Below are 19535 nucleotides of genomic sequence, written 5' to 3' on the forward strand. Positions count from 1 at the left end.
CGGCAGGGATCAGCTGCCGCCCGCCGAGCCGAGCACGAGGGTCACTTTCCGGTCTTTTCCGTTCCGCTGGACGGTCAGTTCCAGGCTGTCCTTCGGCCGGTGCGCGCGAATCTTGACGATGAGCTCGTCGCCCGAGTGAATGCGCTGGCCGTCCACTTCGGTGATGACATCGCCGGGTTCGATTCCGGCACGGTCGCCGGGACCGCCCTTGTTCACCGCCGGGCCGCCGTTCTTCCCCTTGGCGCCGACGCGGGCGCCGTCGCCGGTGAACTCCATGTCGAGCGTGACGCCAATCACAGGGTGCGTGGCCTTGCCGGTGTTGATCAGTTCCTCGGCGACGCGCTTGCCCTGGTTGATGGGGATGGCGAAGCCGAGCCCGATGGAGCCGGCCTGGCCGCCGCCGGGGGCCGAGCTGTCGTCGGCGGAGCGGATGGCGCTGTTGATGCCGATGACGCGGCCCTGGGAGTCGACCAGGGGGCCTCCGGAGTTGCCCGGGTTGATCGGCGCGTCCGTCTGCAGGGCGTCGACATAGCTGACGTCGCTGCCGTCGCCCTTCTCGCCGCCCGCGGTGATCGGGCGCTCCTTGGCGCTGATGATGCCGGAGGTGACGGTGTTGGCGAGGTCGAAGGGCGCGCCGATGGCGACGACGGGGTCGCCCACCTGCACGTTCTCCGAGTTGCCGAGGGGCAGCGGCTTGAGTCCGCGTACGCCGGAGACCTTGACCACGGCCAGGTCGTAGCCGGAGTCGCGGCCGATGACCTCCGCGTCGGCGGTCTCGCCGCCGCTGAACGTCACCGTTATCTCGCCGCCGGTGCCGGCGGGCTCGACCACGTGGTTGTTGGTGAGGATGTGGCCCTTGTCGTCGAGCACGAAGCCGGTTCCGGTGCCGGCCGCCGAGTCGCCCGTGACGTGCAGGGTGACGACGCCGGGCAGCGAGCTCGCCGCGATACCGGCGACGCTGTCCTTGGCGCGGCCCTTCGCCTCCGCGTCGGCCTGCGGCAGCTCGACCTCCGTGCCGCCGTTGCGCTCCAGGTAGGCGCCGATGGCTCCGCCGATGCCGCCGGAGACGAGGGTGATGACGAGGACGAAGACGAGCAGCGTCCTGTTGGCCCGCTTCCGCTTCTTCACCGGGTCGACGGGGACGGCGCCGCTCTGCTGCAGGGGCGCGTTCCAGGGGTCGTACGGCTGACGGGGCGGGGCTGCGGCTGCTTGGGGGTGCGGCTGGGGCTGCATCGGCTGCGGCTGCGGCTGCGGCTGCGGCTGCGGCTGCGGGATGACGGCTTGCGGGGGCGTTTGGTGCGCGGTGCCGTGGGGCGGGGTTCCGTGGGGCGGGGTCGCGCCCGCGGGGGCCGCCGGGAGCTGGGTGCCGTGGGCCGGGGTCGTCGCGGGGTGCTGCACGGGCGGGGCGGGGGCCCAGGGGCCGGGCTCTCCGTAGGGCGGCGTGCCGTACGGGTCCGGGTCGTGCAGCGGGCGGGGGCGCTCGGAGCGCTCCGGGGCGGGCGCGTCCTGAACGGCTGCGGGCTGCTCTGGCTGTACGGCTGTGGGCTGCTCTGACTGCACGGCTGCGGGCTGCTCTGGAGCGGGCTGGGCGGGGGGCTGCTGGGCGGGAGACGCCTGCGCCGGAGTCGCCTGGGACTCGGCCGCCGTCGCCGTCGCCGTCGTGTCCGGTGGGGTCGCCGCCGCCAGGGTGAAGTCACCCGAGTCCGGGTCCGCCGCCGGTGCGGTGGATATCTCCTCGCCGGAGCCGTCGGGCACAGGCGCCGACGCCGACCGGGGCCGGCTCCACCACTTCGCCTTCGTGGGCTTGCCCTCGTCCATGCTCTCCCCACAACTGGCCTACGGCGGGCGCCGATTACGTACTCAACTCCGCGACCGCCAAAAATCCTGGGCGGACACGGTCCACCCAGGATTCAATCAGGTTCTCCCGCCGAAGCGCAGGGCACGTCAGCGGATCTGCGAAGTGCCCTGCAGTGTGCCCTCGATCGGCGAGGAGGCGGCGGTCCGCCTGGGATCCGCTCCCGGTACGGGAGTGACGCCCAGCGGGACCGGGGTCACCGGCCGTATGAGCGGGGACATGACCGCCGCACCGGCGACGAGCGGCGCCGCCGCGGACTGCACGGGCTCCTGCACCCGGGGGCCCTGCCCGGCTCCGCCCGGCAGCAGCGGACCCGTGACCTCCGTCGGCGCGACCGGCGCCGCGAGGACACCCGGCCGCTGCCCCTGCGCGGAGAGCGGACCGCTGCCGCGCCGCCGCGAGGAGTCCGGGGCCGTGCTGGCACCCGAGCCCTGCGAGCGCACCGGTGACGCGTTGCTGTTGCTGCTGCTTCCCGAGCCGCCCGCGCGGGAGTCGCCCGGATCGGCGGGGATGCCCGTCGTGACACCGCCCAGCGCTATCGCGGCCAGTGACACCGCGCCCGCCGCGGCGAACGCGAACCGCCGCCCGCGCCACAGCGACCGCTCGGCGTCCGGCCGGCCCACGTCGTGCCGCCCCAGGTCATGGAGGCGGAAACCGCGCCCCTCGCCGGGCAGCACCGCGGCATGGGCGCCCGAGGGCACATAGCCGAAGCTCTCGCCCTTCACGCCGAAGACGCCGGTCGGGGGCAGCCCGGACTCGGAGTCGGCGGTCGCGAAGCCGCCGCCCGGCGAACGGGGACCGCCGGGCGGCTCGCTGCCGCCACCGGGCAGACCCTGGAGGCGGGCGAGGAAACTCTCGGAAGGAGGCGGCGGCGCCACCTCGGCGAAGACACTCTTCAGCCGCCGCTGGGCGTCGGCCTCGGTCTTGCACTTCGGACAGGTCGCGAGATGAGCGAGAACCCGCTCACGCGCGTCATGGCCCAACTCGCCGTCCACCAGGGCGGCGAGTCGGTCCCCCAGATGCTGCTCGGCCTCGGCGATACGCCGTTCGGCAGGATTCGACCGTGATCCACTCACGCGGTCGCGCCCCCTCCCCCCAGCGCCACGGCTCCGGCAAGCGAGCGGCGCTCGGCGCGGGCCTCGGGCGACCGGTGCTGGAGGGCCTTGCGCAGCTGGGAACGGCCGCGGTGGATACGGCTGCGGACCGTACCCAGCTTGACGCCCAGGGTCGCGGCGATCTCCTCGTACGAAAGGCCTTCGATGTCGCAGAGCACCACGGCGGCGCGGAACTCGGGCGCCAGGGTGTCCAGGGCCTGCTGCACGTCCGCGTCGAAGTGCGTGTCGTTGAAGACCTGCTGGGGCGAGGGCTCGCGGCTGGGCAGCCGCTCCGCCGCGTCGTCCCCGAGGGCGTCGAAGCGGATGCGCTGCTTGCGGCGGACCATGTCCAGGAACAGGTTCGTCGTGATGCGGTGCAGCCAACCCTCGAAGGTGCCGGGCGTGTACGTGGAAAGGGACCGGAAGACACGGACGAAGACCTCTTGCGTGAGGTCCTCGGCGTCGTGCTGATTGCCGGTCAGTCGGTACGCGAGGCGATAGACCCGGCCGCTGTGCGTGCTGACGATCTCCTCCCAGGTGGGCGGAGTCCACGCCTGCGATTCCGCTTCAGCGGCAAAGGTCGCGGTCTGAGCGGAGTGGGCTGCGTGGGATCGGTCAGCGGTGTCGGTCACGGATTTCGGCTCACCCGCCAACCCGAGAAAGCGCCTCAGCGCTCCCCTCCGGTCCGCAGACGCAGCCGCACCTCCCCTGTCGGCTCTGGTGGTGTCCAGTGGAGCCCCTACCATAACCACCTCGCCCGTTAGCTCCGGATAAGCGTTTTTACTGGAATTTGGTACGGGCTTCCTGCCGGGTGTCCCACCTGGTCGAAGCGCTCGCATCCAGTCTTGATCCATTCGTTACCCCCGCTGTCCTCCCACCCCTACTAAACGCCCGGTCCCATCTGCGGGTTCCCGCCCCCAACGGATACAGTCACGGCCAGGCATCCACGGGGACAGGAGAGGGCCATTACCGGCAACCGGCAGACGAGCTGGGCGTTCGCCGACGCCTTTGTCGCCGAGGACGAAGCTCTGCGCTGGGCCCGCGACCGGGCCCGGGAAGCGGGGCTGCCCTCGGTGTCGCCCGGTACCGGCGCCGCGCTGCGGATGCTCGCCGCCACCGCGGACGCCAAGGCGGTGGCCGAGATCGGGACGGGCACGGGCGTGTCCGGAATCCATCTCCTGCACGGAATGCGGCCGGACGGAGTGCTGACCACGGTCGACCCCGAGCCCGAGCGCCAGCAGTTCGCCCGGCAGGCCTTCCGCGCCGCGGGTTTCGCCGGCAACCGCGCGCGGTTCATCCCCGGCCGCGCCCTGGACGTACTGCCCCGCCTCGCGGACGGGGGCTACGACCTCGTCTTCTGCGACGGCGACCGCACGGAGTACCTGGACTACCTCGCTGAATCGTTGCGCCTGCTGCGTCCGGGCGGCCTCGTCTGCTTCGAGGGCACCTTCGCGGACGGCCGCACCGTGGACTCCGGACCGCAGCCGGCCGACGTGCTGCGCATCCGCGAGCTGCTCCGCGCGGTCCGCGAGAGCCAGGACCTGCTGTCGTCGCTGCTGCCGGTGGGCGACGGGCTGCTCTGCGCCGTGAAACGGTAGCGATCCCGCTCCGGGGCCCGGAAAAACACCACTGCCCCGGCATCGTTACGATGCCGGGGCAGTGAAAAAGTATGGGCGCGCTTCCGCGTCAGCCGACGACCTTCTTCAGGGCGTCGCCGAGTGCGTCGGCCTCGTCCGGAGTCAGTTCGACGACAAGTCGTCCGCCGCCTTCGAGCGGAACGCGCATGACGATGCCCCGCCCCTCCTTGGTCACCTCGAGCGGGCCGTCGCCCGTCCGCGGCTTCATGGCCGCCATGCTCGTTCCCCTTCCTGAAACCAGCTCATCGCAGCCGACAACCCAGGTGTCACCGGCATCGAACACATTGCTTCCAGGCCATTATCCCGCATGGCGGGACCCGATGACCAACATCGGTCTGCATCGCTTGCGCAACGCGCATCCGCAAAACCACTCAATTCGGCGATGTGGCTGCGATACTTCGCCGCCTCATAGCCTTCCATGGCACGGAATTCTTTGACGCAGGTCACATATCTCCCCTCATGCCGGAGACTGATGATCTCCGTCATGCTGGGCTCGGACAGAGATGGCTAGGGCAGGACCACCGGAGGGGATTCACATGGCCGACACCGTGCTCTACGAGGTGAGCGACGGACTCGCGACGATCACGCTGAACCGCCCCGAGGCGATGAACGCGATGAACACCGAGGCCAAGGTCGCCCTGCGGGAGGCGGCGCGATCGGCCGAGGCGGACCCGGCGGTCCGCGCCGTGCTGCTCACCGCGACCGGGCGCGCCTTCTGCGTCGGGCAGGACCTGAAGGAGCACGTGGGTCTGCTGATGGCCGACCGCGAGTCGGGCTCCGGGCAGACGATGAGCACGGTGCGCGAGCACTACAACCCGATCCTTCGGGCGCTCACCGGGATGGCCAAGCCGGTCGTCGCGGGCGTGAACGGCGTCGCGGCCGGCGCGGGGCTCGGCTTCGCGCTCGCCGCGGACTACCGGATCGTCGCGGACACCGCCCGCTTCAACACCTCCTTCGCCGGGGTCGCGCTGACCGCCGACTCGGGGGTCTCCTGGACGCTGCAGCGCCTGATCGGTCCCGGCCGCGCCGCCGACCTGCTGCTCTTCCCGCGCAACATCAGCGCGCAGGAGGCGTACGACCTGGGGATCGTCAACAAGGTCGTACCCGCGGACGATCTCGCGGCCGAGGCCGAGCAGCTGGCCCGCACCCTGGCCGAGGGGCCGACGCTGGCCTACGGCGCGATCAAGGAGTCGCTCGCCTACGCGGCCGCGCACACCCTGGAGGAGTCCCTGGAGAAGGAGGACGAACTCCAGACGAAGGCGGGCGCGTCCGAGGACCACATGATCGCCGTGCAGGCCTTTCTGGACAAGGCGAAGCCGAAGTATCTGGGCCGATAGCCGACAGTCGACACCGGACAGACGACGCCTGACACCTGACAGATGACAGATGACAGATGACAGAACCGAGATTCTGTCAGGGGACGCGGATCACGCAGTCCTCCAAGTGATCGTCGACCAATCCACACGCCTGCATCAGGGCGTACGCCGTGGTGGGGCCGACGAACCGGATGCCGCGCTTCTTCAGGGCCTTGGACAGGGCCGTGGACTCGGGCGTGATCGCCGGTACGTCGGCCAGCCTGCGCGGCCGCTCGCGTCCTGCCGGGTCCGGGGCGTGCGACCAGATGAGGGCGTCCAGGTCGCCGTCCGCCCAGTCGGCGAGCACGCGCGCGTTGGCGAGCGTCGCGTCGATCTTGGCCCGGTTGCGGATGATGCCGGGGTCGGCGAGCAGCCGCTCGCGGTCGGCGTCCGTGAACTCGGCCACCTCAGCGATCTTGAAGCCGGCGAAGGCGGAGCGGAAGCCCTCGCGGCGGCGCAGGATGGTGATCCAGGAGAGGCCCGACTGGAACGCCTCCAGGCAGAGCCGCTCGTACAGCGCGTCGTCCCCGTGGACCGGGCGGCCCCACTCCTCGTCGTGGTAGGCCACATAGTCATCGGCCGATAGGCCCCAGGGGCAGCGCGGTCTGCCGTCCGGGCCCGCCACCGCGTCGCCGCTCACTTGCTGTCCTCCTCGTCGGCCGCGTCCTGACCCGGCTCCTTGTCCTGTGGCCCGTGTGTCTTGAACAGTCCGGGCCCGCCGACCGCCGTGGCCTGCGCACCGGCCAGGGCCGCCTCCAGCTCCGCGATATGGGCGTCCCGCTCGGCCAGTTCGGCACCGAGGCGGCCGAGGACCCCGTCCACGTCCGCCATGCGGTAGCCCCGCACGGTCAGCGGGAAACGCACCTCGTCGACGTCGGCGCGGCGCAGCGGCCGGTCGTGGGGCAGCGGATCGGTGAGCCGCTCGGGCGACACCTCGGGCAGCACGGCGCGCTCGCCGCCGCCCACCACAGCGAGCGTCACCGCGCCGACCACCACCACGAGGGCGATGACCAGGAACAAGAACAAGACCATCTCTTCGGGCCCCCACGCTCGACTGCCGTGCTGAACGGTGCTGCCGGGTCCGACGCCGCACCGGTGCTGAAACTGTCAGGGTCCGATCGTGCCATGTGGCTCTGACAGTTAAGGTCGCAGGCGGCCGAAGCGCGGCACCGACAGAGGAGGTTCACAGGGGATGCTCAGGCTTGGCAGGCGTGAATTCGACACGCACGAGCCGGTGATCATGGCGATCGTGAACCGGACCCCTGACTCCTTCTACGACCAGGGCGCGACGTTCCGTGACGAGCCCGCGCTCGCCCGCGTGGAGCAGGCGGTGTCGGAGGGCGCCGCCATCATCGACATCGGCGGGGTGAAGGCGGGCCCCGGCGAGGAGGTGACGGCCGAGGAGGAGGCGCGCAGGACGGTGGGGTTCGTCGCCGAGGTGCGGCGGCGCTTCCCGGACGTCGTCATCAGCGTCGACACCTGGCGGCACGATGTGGGCGAGGCGGTCTGCGAGGCGGGCGCGGATCTCCTGAACGACGCGTGGGGCGGCGTCGACCCGAAGCTGGCGGAGGTCGCCGCGCGGTACGGGGTGGGCCTGGTGTGCACGCACGCGGGTGGCGCGGAGCCGCGGACGCGTCCGCACCGGATCGCGTACGAGGACGTGATGGCCGACGTCCTGGCGGTGACGGTCGGTCTCGCCGAGCGGGCGGTCGCGCTCGGGGTGCCGCGTGAGTCCGTCATGATCGATCCCGGCCACGACTTCGGGAAGAACACCCGGCATTCGCTGGAGGCGACCCGGCGGCTCGGCGAGATGGTCGAGACGGGCTGGCCGGTCCTGGTCTCCCTCTCGAACAAGGACTTCGTGGGCGAGACGCTGGACCGGCCGGTGAAGGAGCGGGTCATCGGAACCCTCGCGACCACCGCGGTCTCCGCGTGGCTGGGCGCCCAGGTCTACCGCGTACACGAGGTGGCCGAGACCCGGCAGGTCCTGGACATGGTGGCGACGATCGCGGGCCACCGGGAGCCGGCTGTGGCGCGGCGGGGGCTGGCGTAACGGGGCGGGTCTGCCGGCCCGCCCCGAGCATCACCTGCCAACCTCCTTGGTGACCAGCGCCACCGCCTCGTCCACGTCGTCCGTGATGTGGAAGAGGTGCAGGTCGTGCTCCGAGGCCTTGCCGCCGCCGACCACCGTGTCCCGGAGCCAGTCGACGAGGCCGCCCCAGTACTGGGAGCCGAAGAGCACGATGGGGAAGCGGGTCACCTTGCGGGTCTGGACGAGGGTGAGCGCCTCGAAGAGCTCGTCCAGCGTGCCGAGACCTCCGGGAAGCACCACGAAGCCCTGGGCGTACTTCACGAACATGGTCTTGCGCACGAAGAAGTAGCGGAAGTTGACGCCGATGTCGACGTGGTCGTTGAGCCCCTGTTCGAAGGGCAGCTCGATGCCGAGCCCCACGGAGACGCCCTTCGCCTCGCGCGCGCCCCGGTTCGCGGCCTCCATCGCGCCGGGGCCGCCCCCGGTGATCACCGCGAAGCCCGCCTCGACCAGGGCCTTGCCGATGCGCACGCCCGCCTCGTACTCGGGCGAACCGGCCGGCGTGCGCGCCGAACCGAAGACGCTGATGGCGCTGGGGAGTTCGGCGAGGGCGCCGAAGCCTTCCACGAACTCGGACTGGATGCGCATGACCCGCCAGGGGTCGGTGTGCACCCACTCCGAGTCGCCCTCGGTGTCGAGGAGCCGCTGGTCGGTGGTCCCGGGGGTGATCTGCTCACGCCGCCGCACCACGGGCCCCAAGTACTGCTCCTCCGGCGGACCCTGCGCTTCTGGACTACCCATGAACATCCCCTTCCGCTGCGGTCTCGCTCACTTGCAGCTTCAGCGTAGATCTACGGGCGTTACAGGCGGGGCATCCTCACGGGAACTCAGGATGTCAGCCAGGCGGTGAGCCGCCGCTCGGCCTCGGGGACCAGCGCGGCCTCGACCCGCTCGTCGACCTTGTGGGCGAGCAGTTGGGCGCCGGGCCCGTAGTTCACCGCGGGCACGCCGAGCGCGCTGAAGCGGGAGACGTCCGTCCAGCCGAACTTGGGCCGCGCCTCGCCGCCGACCGCCGCCATGAAGGCCGCCGCCGCGGGGTGGGTGAGGCCGGGGCGGGCGGCGCCCGTGTGGTCGTCGACGATGAACTCGTCGATGTCGCAGTCGGCGAAGTAGTCGCGGACGAAGGCGAGCGCCTCGTCCTCGGTGCGGTCCGGCGCGTAGCGGAAGTTGACGACGACGGTGCACTCGTCGGGGATCACGTTGTTGGCGACGCCGCCCTCGATGCGTACGGCGTTGAGGCCCTCGTGGAACTCCAGGCCGTCGACCACGGGCTTGCGCGGCTCGTACGCGGCGAGCTTGTCGAGGATCGGCGCGACCTTGTGGATGGCGTTGGAGCCCATCCACGCGCGCGCGGAGTGCGCGCGCTCGCCCCTGGTCTTCAGGAAGACCCGCAGCGTGCCCTGGCAGCCGCCCTCGACCTGGCCGTCGGTCGGTTCCAGGAGGACCGCGAAGTCGCCCGCGAGCCAGTCGGGGTGGGCCTCGGCGACGTGGCCGAGGCCGTTGAGGTGGGCGGCGACCTCTTCGTTGTCGTAGAAGACGAAGGTCAGGTCGCGGTTGGGCTCGGTCACGTTCTGCGCGATGCGCAGCTGCACCGCGACGCCCGCCTTCATGTCGCAGGTGCCGCAGCCCCACAGGACGCCGTTCTCGTCCAGGCGGGACGGCACGTTGTCCGCGATCGGCACGGTGTCGATGTGCCCGGCGAGGATCACGCGCTCGGCCCGGCCCAGATTCGTACGGGCGACCACGTTGTTGCCGTGCCGGTCGACCGTGAGGTGCGGCAGTGCGCGCAGGGCCGTCTCGATGGCGTCCGCGAGGGCCTTCTCCTGGCCGCTGGGCGAGGGGAAGTCGACGAGCCGCGCGGTGAGCTCGGCGGCGTCGAGCGTGAGGTCGAGCGGGGCGTTCTGCGAGGTCTGGGCCATGGCAGCGACCCTAACGCCCCTCGGCGCGCGGCCCCGTCAGTGGCCTCCAGTACCTTGGTCGCGTGCCTGAGCCCCCCACCCTCGTCCGGCGCGGCCGCCTCCTCCGTCAGGGGGCCGCGGTCGCGGTCCTGCTCGCCCTCGTCGGTTATGTGGCGGTGCAGTACGTCTTCGGGGGAAAGGCCGAGCCGCGCTGCGAGGTCGTCTCGGGCAACGGGGACGGTGCGACGTACGAGTTCAGCGCCGAGCAGGCGCAGAACGCGGCGACGGTCGCCGCGGTGGGCACCTCGCGTGGCATGCCCGAGCGCGCGGTGACGATCGCCCTGGCGACGGCCCTCCAGGAGTCGGGCCTGCGTAACATCAGCCACGGCGACCGCGACTCGCTCGGCCTCTTCCAGCAGCGGCCCTCGCAGGGCTGGGGCGATGCGGACCAGATCATGGACCCGGCGTACTCGGCGGCGCGGTTCTACGCCCATCTCGACAAGGTCCCCGGCTACTCCCGGCTGCCCCTGACGGTGGCCGCCCAGCGCGTGCAGCGCAGCGGCTATCCGCAGGCGTACGCGAAGCACGAGCCGGACGCCGTGCTGCTGGCCGCCGCGCTGACCGGGCGCGCCCCGGCCACGCTCAGCTGCGAGGGCCGGGCGCCCGAGGAGCCGGGCGACCCGGCAAAGGTGCGGGCGGCCCTCGTCCGTGACTTCGGCAAGGACGTGGCCGCGAAGTCCGGCGGCCGTACGGTCACGGTGGCTGCGTCCGGCACGGCACGGGCCACTGAGGGCGGCGCGGGGCAGCGCGGCTGGGAGCTGGCGCACTGGGCGGTGGCCCAGGCGTCCGCGCTCGGCATCGAGCGCGTCTCGTACGCGGGCCGGGAATGGCGTGTCGGGGATTCCGTCGAGGAGTGGCGCAAGAAGAGGACCGGCGAGAGCGGCGGGGAGGCCGGCGGGGGCGTCGGCGAGGTCCGAATCGTCACTGGGCAGTAGTGCGGCGCATCACCCGATCGGACCACATTGATCACTGGGGGACGACGTGGTGTCCGGCCTTTCGCGCCGCCCTTTCCTGAACCGTCAAACCCCTTGCGAGCACTGGGCATTGACGATTCAGCAGCCGCGCGCGAAGTGATCCCTTTGCCCGTTTTTATCCGCAGCCGATAATGCGATGCATTGCCAACTCTTTACGTTGCGCCACCGCAACCTTCGCGGGCTTCGAGCGGTAGTCACTGCGTCCGAGCGCCGGGCCCCATCCGGCCGGACACACCCACGTTCTCTCCCGTCTGAAGGAGCATCATGTCCCTCCCCCTGACCCGCCGGATCGCCCGTGCCGCGCTGCTCATCGCAGCGGGGGCGGCTCCCGTGGTCGGTGCGGCCGGCTCCGCAAGCGCCGCCGAACTTCCGGCCACCCCCGACCTGGGCGGCGTGACCGCCCTCGACGGTGCCGGTCTGGGCAACACCGTCGACGGCGCGGCGCAGAACGTCACCGGTCTCGCGGGCGAGACCGGCAGCAAGGCCGTCAAGAAGGCCGTCCCGGCCGCGGGCAAGACCGTCGGCTCCGGCGCCAAGACCACGACCCCCGCCGCGCAGAAGGCCGCCGGCGGTGTCGCGGGCAGCGCGGGCGAGGTGCTCGGCGAGACCGCGGGCACGGCCACCGAGGGTGCGCTGCCGACGGACGACCTGGGCGGCAGCCTGCCGACCGACGCCGTCACCAAGGGCGGCCTGCCCACCGACCAGCTCCCGGTCAAGGGCCTGCCGCTCGGCTGACCGCCCGGCGGACACGAGGAGGGCCCCGGAGTCACCGACTCCGGGGCCCTCCTCGTGCGTCAGGCGACTAGGTGCGTCAGGCCAGCCGCTCGACCGCCGCGGCGACCCGCTCGTCGGTGGCGGTCAGCGCCACGCGGACGAACCGGTCGCCCGCCGGGCCGTAGAAGTCGCCGGGCGCGACCAGGATGCCCAGCTCCGCGAGGTGCCCGACGGTGTCCCAGCAGGACTCGCCGCGGGTCGCCCAGAGGTAGAGGCTCGCCTCGCTGTGCTCGATCCGGAAGCCGTGCTTCTGGAGGGCGTCGCGCAGGGCGGTGCGGCGGGCGGCGTACCGCTCGCGCTGCTCGCGCACGTGCTCGTCGTCGCCGAGCGCCGCGACGGCGGCCGCCTGCGTGGGCGCGGACGTCATCATGCCGCCGTGCTTGCGGATCTGCAGCAGATCACCCAGGACGGACTCGTCACCGGCGGCGAACGCCGCGCGGTAGCCCGCCAGGTTCGACCGCTTGGAGAGCGAGTGGACGGCGACGATCCCCTCGTACGAACCGCCGCACACGTCCGGGTGCAGCACCGAGACCGGATCCGCCTCCCAGCCGAGCTCCAGGTAGCACTCGTCGCTGAAGAGCAGGATGCCGTGCTCGCGGGCCCAGGCAACGGTGCGGGTCAGCTCGTCCTTGGACAGGACACGGCCCGTCGGATTCGAGGGCGAGTTGAGCCAGAGGAGCTTGATGCCCGTGGGGTCCAGGTCCATCCCGGCGGCGGCAGCCGCGAATGTCTCCGTGTCGTACGCGACGTAGTCGGCGCGGGCGAGCCGGGCGCCCACCTCGTACGTCGGGTAGGCCAGGCGCGGGTAGGCGACCTTGTCGCCCGGACCCAGACCGAGCTGTGTCGGCAGCCAGGCCACCAGCTCCTTGGAGCCGACGATCGGCAGCACATTGCGGTGCGTGATGCCGCGCGCCCCGAGGCGCCGCTCGCACCAGCCGGTGATCGCGTCGCGCAGCTCGGGCGTGCCCCACACCGTCGGATAGCCCGGCGAGTCGGCGGCGGCGATCAGCGCCTTCTGGATCAGCTCGGGCACCGGGTCGACCGGGGTGCCCACGGAGAGGTCGACGATGCCGCCGGGGTGCGCGGCGGCCGTGGCCTTGTAGGGCTCGAGCTTGTCCCAGGGGAAGGTGGGGAGGCGGCCGGAAAGACCGGAGACTGCGGACACGTACTGACTCCCGTTGCGGCGGCGAGGGTGGACAAATGCCTCGGCCCCGTACGGCATGTCCTGCCGTACGGGACCGGGGCGGCGCTTCAAGCCGCCGTTACTGGTTCTGCGGCGGCAATGCGGCGATGAAGGCGTGGTCGCGCTCGATCAGGCCGAGCTTGCTGGCACCACCGGGCGAGCCGAGCTCGTCGAAGAACTCGACGTTCGCCTTGTAGTAGTCCTTCCACTCTTCAGGAGTGTCGTCCTCGTAGAAGATCGCCTCGACCGGGCAGACCGGTTCGCAGGCTCCACAGTCGACGCATTCGTCCGGGTGGATGTACAAGGACCGGGAGCCCTCGTAAATGCAGTCGACCGGGCACTCCTCGATGCACGCCTTGTCCTTGACGTCGACACAAGGCTGCGCGATGACGTAGGTCACGCTGTCGTTCCTCCTCGATACGGGCGTTGGCGGGCCGTCCTCAGGCTCCGCTCGCCTGGCGCGCGGGAGCGCGGCGTCGTCGATGCCCACCTCTAGTATCTCCGTTCCCGGGCATGATCCGAACAGGAGGGGCGCACACAGCTGTGGAATTCACTGCGGGCGGACGGCTAGAGGTTCGTATCACCCCTGCTGACGTGGGCAGACGAGTCTCGGTACGGCGCCTCAACGAAGGGCCGGAGACAGCCGGTAAGTTCACTGACACGGTGGGTGTTCTCACATCGTGGAACGACGGTGTGGTACTGATCACACGTCGCGACGGCGAGCGTGTCCGAATCGCGGAGAACGCTCTGGTCGCGGGCAAGGTCGTGCCCGCCGCCCCGGCCCGCAGGCGGGGTCCCGCCGCGTCCTACGCCGAGTTGGCCCGCGTCTCCGCGCGCGCCTGGCAGCCCGTCGAGAGCGAGCAGCTCGGCGAGTGGGAGCTGCGGGCCGCGTCCGGCTTCACCCGGCGCGCCAACTCCGTGCTGCCGCTCGGCGATCCGGGTCTCCCGCTGGACGCGGCGCTCGAACGCGCACGTCAGTGGTACGCCGACCGGGAGCTGCCCGCGTACATCCAGACCGCGACCGGCGCCGAGGGCACCCAGGAGCTGCTCTGCGCCGAGCTGGAGGAGCGCGGCTGGGAGCGCGAGGTGAGCGCGGAGCTGCATATCGGCGGGCTCGCGCCGCTCGCCGATCTGGAGGCGGAAGCGGAACGGGTGGAGCTGACGCGCTCCTTCGACGACGCGTGGCTGCGCCGGTACCAGCGATTCGGGGTGCCGGGACCGCATGTGTTCAAGGTGCTGGCAAGCGGCCCCTCGGTGTGGTTCGCTTCCGTGCCCGGGGCCTCTCCCGACGCGGGGCCCGCGGCGATCGGCCGGTGCGTGGTGGACGGGCGCTGGGCGGGGTTCATGGCGGTCGAGGTCGATCCGGCGCACCGGCGTCAGGGGCTCGCGACGGCGGTGATGACCGCGCTCTCCCGGCAGGCGCTCGCCGAGGGCGCTTCGGCGGCCTGGCTGCAGGTCGAGAACGACAACGAGGGTGCGCGGGCGCTGTACGCCGGCCTCGGCTTCGCGGCGCATCACGCGTACCACCACTATCGATACCCGTCGGCTCGGTAGGTTCCTGCCGGGGCCGGCTCGGTAAGTAAGGCACGAGGCACGCATGCACGAGGAGTCCAGAACCGCCGCAACGAGGCGGCGGTTCGCCGAGGAGGCCAGGTCCGAGCGGCCCGACCTGTCCCTGATGTGCCTCCTGGTCGGTGCGGAGGCCGATCCGGAACTCGGCGAAGCGGGCATCGACGCGGCGCAGATCGAGCTGGACGAGCTCGCCGGACAGCTGCCGTTCCGGCCCGGCGGAGCGCGCGAGTGGGCCGCCGCACTCGCCGAACTCCTGGGCGCGCGCTGCGGGTTCATGGGCGTACCGGCGGACTATCAGCGCCTTGAGTCCTCGCTCCTGCATGAGGTGCTGCGGCGGCGGCGCGGGCTTCCGATCCTGCTCTCGGTGGTGTGGATCGAGGTGGCGCGGCGGGCGGGCGCGCCCGTCTACGGGGTCGCGCTGCCCGGCCACTTCGTCGTCGGCTTCGGCGCGCGCGAGGAGCAGGTGCTCGCCGACCCGTTCGCGGGCGGGCGGCTGCTGACGGGCGTGGACGCGGAGCTGCTGGTCGCCGGTTCGTCCGGGGGCACGATGAACCCGTCGACGCTGAAGCCCGCCGAGCCGCTGAACATCATCCTGCGCATCCTCAACAACATCCGTGCCTGGGCGGCCGCCCGCCCCGAGCGCTCGGACGTCGCCCTGTGGGCGGTGGAACTCTCCCTCCTGCTGCCCGCGCACCCGGCACGGCTGCGCTACGAACGGGCCCAACTCCTCGTCCAGCGGGGTGACTTCCTCGGCGGCGCCGCGGAGTTGGAGTCGTACGCCGATGTGGTGACGCCGGTCGAGCCGACCACCGCGGACCGGGTGCGGGACCAGGCGCGGGCGGCCCGCGCGATGCTCAACTGACGGGCGGGGCAAGGGCGCCGGCGGTGCGCGCGTAGCGTCCCGGCGCGATGCCCACCACCCGCTTGAAGTGCCGGGTCAGATGCGACTGGTCGTAGAAACCGGCGGCGGTCGCCACCTCGCCGGGCGGCTGTCCGGCGAGCAGCAGACGGCGGGCGCGGTCGACGCGGCGGGACATCAGGTACTGGTGCGGCGCGATGCCGAAGGCCCCGCTGAAGGCGCGTACGAGATGGGTGGGGTGGGCGTGCACGACACGGGCCGCCTCGGCCAGGGTCACACCGTCGAGCAGCCGCTCGTCGAGGAGTTCGCGCAGGTTCCTGGCGACGCCGTGACCGGCGGGGGCGGGGGCGCCCTCGGTGAGCCTGGGGCGCAGATGGCCGCGGAGCCGCTCACCGATCAGGGCGAGGCGGCTCTCGGCCTCCAGCTCGTCGCCCCGGCGCGCGAGGGCCGTGTGCAGCTGGCCGACGCGCCTGCGCAGGACGGGGTCCACAAGGTCGGGGCCGTCCACCGCGGGGCCGATGAAGCTCGCGTCCAGTTGCGTCATGTCCAGGTAGAGCACGCGCTTGCGGAAGCCTTCGGGGGTGGCGGGCGAGCCGTTGTGCGGGACCTGCGGCGGGAGCAGCGAGACGGTGTCGCCGGGAGTGCCGTGCTCGTGGCGCTCCAGGTCGTAGCGGACCGCGCCGTCGTCCACGATCAGCAGCGTCCACGCGTCGTGGACGTGCATCGGGTACGCGTGCTCGGTGAAGCGGGCGTGGAAGACCTCGACGACGCCCGCGACCGGCGGGCGCCATGCGGAGATCTCCTGCCGGGCCACCATGCAAGGAACGTACAAGACGTGGCAGCGCCCCACTCGGCAGTCTCAGTGCATGAGAAGCACCGCTGAGACAGAGACCGCCGGGGCCGCCGCCGACAGGGCGCCCGTCCGCTTCGACACGAAGATCGCCGTGCTGCTCCGCGACGACCTGGAGCCCTGGCAGCGCCTGAACGTGACCGCGTTCCTGGTGAGCGGGCTCGGCACGGCGGCGCCCGAGGTGATCGGCGAGCCGTACGAGGACGCCGACGGCACCCCCTACCTGCAGATGTTCCGCCAGCCCGTCCTGGTCTTCGAGGGCTCGAAGGAGACGCTGACCGCCGCGCACGGCCGGGCCCTGTCCCGCTCGCTGCCGAGGGCCGTCTTCACCTCGGACCTGTTCGCCACCGGCAACGACCGGGACAACCGGGCGGCGGTGCGGGCCGTGCCGACCGGCCAGCTCGATCTGGTCGGACTGCTCGTGTACGGGCCGCGCAATGCCGTGGACAAGGTCCTGAAGGGCGCCCGGATGCACCCTTGAACCGGCATCGGGGCGCCGGTGAACCGGAATCGGAGCGCTATCGATCGGCCCGGCCGGGCACGAGGGACGTATGCACCCCCGATCCCCGGAGCGGCGCCGCCTCTTCGCCGATCAGGCACGGTCCGCGCGGCCCGATCTCGCGCGGCTGTGCCTGCTGATCGGCGCGGAGGCGGACGCGGCGCTCGACGACGCGGGCATGGACGCGGCATGCCGGAGGCTCGACCGGCTGGCGGAGCTGCTGCCCGCGCCGCCGGGCGACCCGGCCTGGTGGGCCATGGAGCTCGCCGAACTGCTCGGCGGACGCTGCGGGTTCCGCGGCAGGCCCGGCGACTACCAGCGCCTTGAGTCGGCGCTGCTGCACGAGGTGCTCCGGCGCGGCCGCGGGCTGCCGATCCTGCTCTCCGTGGTGTGGATCGAGGTCGCGCGGCGGGCGGGCGCGCCCGTGCACGGTGTCGCGTTGCCGGGACATTTCGTGGTCGGCTTCGGGGCGGGCGACGAGCGGATCCTGGCCAATCCGTTCGACGGGGGCCGGATCCTGTCGCGGGCGGACGTGGAGCTGCTCGTGGTGGGCGCCACGGGCGCGCCGCCCAAGCCCGCGATGCTGGGCCCCGCCGATCCGGTCGAGATCGTGCTGCGCGTCCTCAACAACATCCGCGCCTGGGCGGCGGCCCGCCCCGAGCGCTCGGACGTCGCCCTGTGGGCGGTCGAGCTGTCCCTCCTGCTCCCGTCACCGCAGGACCTGCTGCACTACGAGCGGGCCCAACTGCTCGTGCGGCGGGGTGAGTTCCGCGCCGGTGCGATCGAGATCGAGACGTACGCCGACGGGGTGGCCGCCACCGACGAGGCCGCCGCCGATTCCCTGCGCCGGGAGGCGAGGGCGGCGCGGGCGATGCTGAACTGATGCCTCACCAGAAACTCGGGGCTCGGAGAACTCGGCTCGGAGAACTCGGGGCTCAGAGAACTCGGGGCTCAGAGCCAGCCCTTGTCGCGGGCGATGCGCACCGCCTCCGCGCGGTTGCGGGCCGCCAGTTTCTGGATCGCCGTGGAGAGGTAGTTGCGGACCGTGCCCTGGGAGAGGTGCAGGGCCGTGGCCAGTTCGGCGTTGGTGGAGCCGTCGGCCGCCGCGCGCAGCACCTCGCGCTCCCGGTCCGTCAGCGGGTTCGCGCCCTCGGCGAGGGCGGCCGCGGCCAGCGTGGGGTCGATGACCCGCTCCCCCGCGAGCACCTTGCGGACCGCGTCGGCGAGCTGGGCCGCGGGCGCGTCCTTGACCAGGAAGGCGTCCGCGCCGGCCTCCATGGCGCTGCGGAGATAGCCGGGGCGGCCGAAGGTCGTGAGGACGACGATCTTCAACTCCGGTAGCTGCGCGTGCAGTTCGGCGGCGGCCTCGATGCCGGTCAGGCCCGGCATCTCGATGTCGAGCAGCGCCACGTCCACCGCGTGCTCCCGCGCCGCCGCGAGCACCTCGTCGCCGCGGGCCACCTGGGCGACCACGTCGATGTCCGGTTCCAGGCCGAGCAGCGCGGCGAGCGCCTCGCGGACCATCGACTGGTCCTCGGCGAGCAGCACCCTGATGCCCGTGCCGCCCTGGCCCGCACCGCCCGTGCCGCCCTGGCCCACTTCACTGTTCGCGCCGGTCATGCGGAAGATCCTAGAGCGGAGGCGCCACGGCCCCCCGCCGCGCCCTCGCCCCGCGGCACCCGGGCCGCGAGCCTGAAGCCGCGGCGCGCGGCGGGACCGGTCTCCAGGACACCGCCGACCGCCTCAAGACGTTCGGCGAGGCCCGACAGTCCGTTGCCCGGTGCGGTGCCCGCGCCGCCCGCGCCGTCGTCCTCCACCGCCAGTTCCAGTACGGGCCCCGCGAGCGTCTCCCGCGCGGTGAACGCCACCGTGCACCGCCGTGCCCCGCTGTGCCGCACGACATTCGTCACCGCCTCGCGAAGCGCCCAGGCGAGCGCGGCCTCCCCGTCCTCGCCCGGCAGCTCCGACGGCGCCTGAAGCGGTACGTCGGCCTCGATCCCGGCGGCGGCGAGCGCCGTCCTGGCGCCCGCGAGCTCACCGGCCAGCGTGCGCCTGCGGTAGCCGGAGACCGCCTCGCGCACGTCCACCAGGGCCTGGCGGCTGACCTGCTCGATGTCCGCCACCTGGCGCGCGGCCCGATCGGGGTGGTCCGGGAGCATCCGCCCGGCCAGCTCGCTCTTCAGGGTGATCAGGGAGAGCGAGTGGCCGAGGAGGTCGTGCAGATCGCGGGCGAGCCGCAACCGCTCCTCGTTGGCGGCCAGTTGGGCGACGGTCGCCCGCGCCTGACGCAACTGGACGGTCGTACGCACCAACTCGCGCACCCCGGTCATCGCGAAGCCGACCAGGAGCGTCAGGACGGCGAGGCTGCCCAGCAGGTCCTCGACGCTGTCGGTGCGCAGGCCGATCGCCACCATCACCCCCGTGACAGCCGGGATGGCCCACATCGACTGCCGCATCGGAAGCACCGCGCCGACGGACACGGCGACGTACACGAAGAGTCCGAGCCAGGCCGTCCCGAAGGCCAGCGAGAGGAGCACGGCGAGCCCGAGGAGCAGGGACAGCGACCAGCGGACCACACCCCAGTCGAAGATCCTGGCGGTGTAGCGGAACACCACGGACAGATAGCAGGCCACGAAGGCGGCGAGGCCCAGCCAGCCGAGCACGGTGACCGCGACGCTCCGGTCGCTCTCCACCAGGTCGCGCACCGGACTGGCGAGGAAGACCAGCCAGATGCCGATCCAGAGCCCCTTCGTCAGCACCTGGCGGCGGTCCATGATCGGCTGCCCGAGGACGTGCAGCGGGTGCGCCTGCTCGATGGGGTCGGTGTCGCGCA

General features: G+C 72.1%; 23 protein-coding genes. 9 read left to right on the forward strand and 14 right to left on the reverse strand.

The features are described 5' to 3' along the window. Positions 1 to 9 precede the first annotated feature (9 nt). From ACIBKX_RS20005 to sigE, 3 genes are all read right to left on the reverse strand, one after another. Entirely contained in the window at positions 10 to 1818 is a 1809-nt protein-coding gene (locus tag ACIBKX_RS20005; protein ID WP_363271609.1) for a trypsin-like peptidase domain-containing protein, read from the reverse strand. A gap of 126 nt (positions 1819 to 1944) precedes the next feature. Continuing rightward, the gene (locus ACIBKX_RS20010) at positions 1945 to 2931 is read right to left on the reverse strand and encodes a zf-HC2 domain-containing protein (protein WP_363271610.1); all 987 of its coding nucleotides are present in this window, start codon (positions 2929 to 2931) and stop codon (positions 1945 to 1947) included. Next, on the reverse strand, positions 2928 to 3695 hold the full coding sequence (gene sigE / locus ACIBKX_RS20015; RefSeq protein ID WP_363271612.1) for an RNA polymerase sigma factor SigE: 768 nt from the start codon (positions 3693 to 3695) through the stop codon (positions 2928 to 2930). Before sigE ends, ACIBKX_RS20010 begins: the two co-directional genes overlap by 4 nt. Positions 3696 to 3848: 153 nt before the next feature. Here sigE and ACIBKX_RS20020 point away from each other — a divergent pair, with 153 nt between their 5' ends. Next, a complete protein-coding gene (locus ACIBKX_RS20020) occupies positions 3849 to 4547 on the forward strand; it encodes an O-methyltransferase (protein WP_363271769.1) in 699 nt (232 codons plus the stop codon). An 88-nt stretch (positions 4548 to 4635) separates the two neighbouring features. Here the strand turns inward: ACIBKX_RS20020 and ACIBKX_RS20025 are convergent, their stop codons facing one another. After that, entirely contained in the window at positions 4636 to 4803 is a 168-nt protein-coding gene (locus ACIBKX_RS20025; RefSeq protein ID WP_003966491.1) for a DUF3117 domain-containing protein, read from the reverse strand. Beyond that, positions 4791 to 5072: a hypothetical protein gene (locus ACIBKX_RS20030; protein ID WP_363271613.1), complete on the reverse strand. Its 282-nt coding sequence runs from the start codon at positions 5070 to 5072 to the stop codon at positions 4791 to 4793. Before ACIBKX_RS20030 ends, ACIBKX_RS20025 begins: the two co-directional genes overlap by 13 nt. A 50-nt stretch (positions 5073 to 5122) precedes the next feature. Between ACIBKX_RS20030 and ACIBKX_RS20035 the strand changes: the two genes are divergently transcribed. Beyond that, on the forward strand, positions 5123 to 5923 hold the full coding sequence (locus ACIBKX_RS20035) for an enoyl-CoA hydratase-related protein (RefSeq protein WP_363271614.1): 801 nt from the start codon (positions 5123 to 5125) through the stop codon (positions 5921 to 5923). A gap of 76 nt (positions 5924 to 5999) precedes the next feature. Here the strand turns inward: ACIBKX_RS20035 and ACIBKX_RS20040 are convergent, their stop codons facing one another. Together ACIBKX_RS20040 and ACIBKX_RS20045 are read right to left on the reverse strand one after the other, a co-directional pair. Next, a complete protein-coding gene (locus tag ACIBKX_RS20040) occupies positions 6000 to 6581 on the reverse strand; it encodes a DNA-3-methyladenine glycosylase I (protein WP_363271615.1) in 582 nt (193 codons plus the stop codon). Then, positions 6578 to 6973 (reverse strand): DivIVA domain-containing protein, encoded by a 396-nt coding sequence (locus ACIBKX_RS20045; protein WP_363271616.1) that lies wholly within the window; start codon positions 6971 to 6973, stop codon positions 6578 to 6580. The genes ACIBKX_RS20040 and ACIBKX_RS20045 overlap by 4 nt, the downstream gene beginning before the upstream one ends. A gap of 160 nt (positions 6974 to 7133) precedes the next feature. Here ACIBKX_RS20045 and folP point away from each other — a divergent pair, with 160 nt between their 5' ends. After that, positions 7134 to 7994 (forward strand): dihydropteroate synthase, encoded by an 861-nt coding sequence (gene folP, locus ACIBKX_RS20050; RefSeq protein WP_363271617.1) that lies wholly within the window; start codon positions 7134 to 7136, stop codon positions 7992 to 7994. 30 nt (positions 7995 to 8024) lie between these two features. On the opposite strand, the gene ACIBKX_RS20055 is transcribed toward folP, so the two are convergent. Then, a complete protein-coding gene (locus tag ACIBKX_RS20055; RefSeq protein WP_363271618.1) occupies positions 8025 to 8774 on the reverse strand; it encodes a TIGR00730 family Rossman fold protein in 750 nt (249 codons plus the stop codon). An 86-nt stretch (positions 8775 to 8860) separates the two neighbouring features. After that, positions 8861 to 9952: a succinyl-diaminopimelate desuccinylase gene (gene dapE, locus ACIBKX_RS20060; RefSeq protein ID WP_363271619.1), complete on the reverse strand. Its 1092-nt coding sequence runs from the start codon at positions 9950 to 9952 to the stop codon at positions 8861 to 8863. Positions 9953 to 10014: 62 nt separating this feature from the next. On the opposite strand from dapE, the gene ACIBKX_RS20065 reads away from it, so the two are divergent. Both ACIBKX_RS20065 and ACIBKX_RS20070 read left to right on the forward strand, forming a co-directional pair. After that, positions 10015 to 10926 carry a heavy metal transporter gene (locus tag ACIBKX_RS20065; RefSeq protein ID WP_363271620.1) on the forward strand — a complete coding sequence of 304 codons (912 nt, stop codon included), beginning with the start codon at positions 10015 to 10017 and terminating at the stop codon, positions 10924 to 10926. Positions 10927 to 11229: 303 nt separating this feature from the next. After that, complete coding sequence (locus ACIBKX_RS20070; protein WP_363271621.1) at positions 11230 to 11700, forward strand: ATP-binding protein; 471 nt, start codon at positions 11230 to 11232, stop codon at positions 11698 to 11700. Between the two features lie 76 nt (positions 11701 to 11776). Here ACIBKX_RS20070 and ACIBKX_RS20075 read toward each other — a convergent pair whose 3' ends face one another. Beyond that, positions 11777 to 12904 (reverse strand): bifunctional succinyldiaminopimelate transaminase/glutamate-prephenate aminotransferase, encoded by a 1128-nt coding sequence (locus ACIBKX_RS20075; RefSeq protein WP_363271622.1) that lies wholly within the window; start codon positions 12902 to 12904, stop codon positions 11777 to 11779. Between the two features lie 97 nt (positions 12905 to 13001). Beyond that, on the reverse strand, positions 13002 to 13322 hold the full coding sequence (fdxA, locus tag ACIBKX_RS20080) for a ferredoxin (protein ID WP_030573070.1): 321 nt from the start codon (positions 13320 to 13322) through the stop codon (positions 13002 to 13004). A gap of 143 nt (positions 13323 to 13465) precedes the next feature. On the opposite strand from fdxA, the gene ACIBKX_RS20085 reads away from it, so the two are divergent. Next, positions 13466 to 14476 carry a GNAT family N-acetyltransferase gene (locus ACIBKX_RS20085; protein WP_363271623.1) on the forward strand — a complete coding sequence of 337 codons (1011 nt, stop codon included), beginning with the start codon at positions 13466 to 13468 and terminating at the stop codon, positions 14474 to 14476. A 43-nt stretch (positions 14477 to 14519) separates the two neighbouring features. Continuing rightward, complete coding sequence (locus ACIBKX_RS20090) at positions 14520 to 15356, forward strand: transglutaminase-like domain-containing protein (protein ID WP_363271624.1); 837 nt, start codon at positions 14520 to 14522, stop codon at positions 15354 to 15356. On the opposite strand, the gene ACIBKX_RS20095 is transcribed toward ACIBKX_RS20090, so the two are convergent. Beyond that, complete coding sequence (locus tag ACIBKX_RS20095; protein ID WP_363271625.1) at positions 15349 to 16170, reverse strand: AraC family transcriptional regulator; 822 nt, start codon at positions 16168 to 16170, stop codon at positions 15349 to 15351. The genes ACIBKX_RS20090 and ACIBKX_RS20095 overlap by 8 nt on opposite strands. A 49-nt stretch (positions 16171 to 16219) precedes the next feature. Between ACIBKX_RS20095 and ACIBKX_RS20100 the strand changes: the two genes are divergently transcribed. Further along, positions 16220 to 16684 (forward strand): DUF2000 domain-containing protein, encoded by a 465-nt coding sequence (locus ACIBKX_RS20100; protein ID WP_363271626.1) that lies wholly within the window; start codon positions 16220 to 16222, stop codon positions 16682 to 16684. A 70-nt stretch (positions 16685 to 16754) separates the two neighbouring features. Next, positions 16755 to 17585, forward strand: a complete 831-nt coding sequence (locus tag ACIBKX_RS20105; RefSeq protein WP_363271627.1) for a transglutaminase-like domain-containing protein — start codon at positions 16755 to 16757, stop codon at positions 17583 to 17585. 68 nt (positions 17586 to 17653) lie between these two features. Here the strand turns inward: ACIBKX_RS20105 and ACIBKX_RS20110 are convergent, their stop codons facing one another. Continuing rightward, positions 17654 to 18322 carry a response regulator transcription factor gene (locus ACIBKX_RS20110; RefSeq protein ID WP_363271628.1) on the reverse strand — a complete coding sequence of 223 codons (669 nt, stop codon included), beginning with the start codon at positions 18320 to 18322 and terminating at the stop codon, positions 17654 to 17656. Continuing rightward, entirely contained in the window at positions 18319 to 19476 is a 1158-nt protein-coding gene (locus tag ACIBKX_RS20115) for a histidine kinase (RefSeq protein ID WP_363271771.1), read from the reverse strand. Before ACIBKX_RS20115 ends, ACIBKX_RS20110 begins: the two co-directional genes overlap by 4 nt. Positions 19477 to 19535 lie beyond the last annotated feature (59 nt).

The sequence above is a fragment of the Streptomyces sp. NPDC050658 genome (assembly GCF_044457025.1).
Taxonomy (GTDB): Bacteria; Actinomycetota; Actinomycetes; order Streptomycetales; family Streptomycetaceae; genus Streptomyces.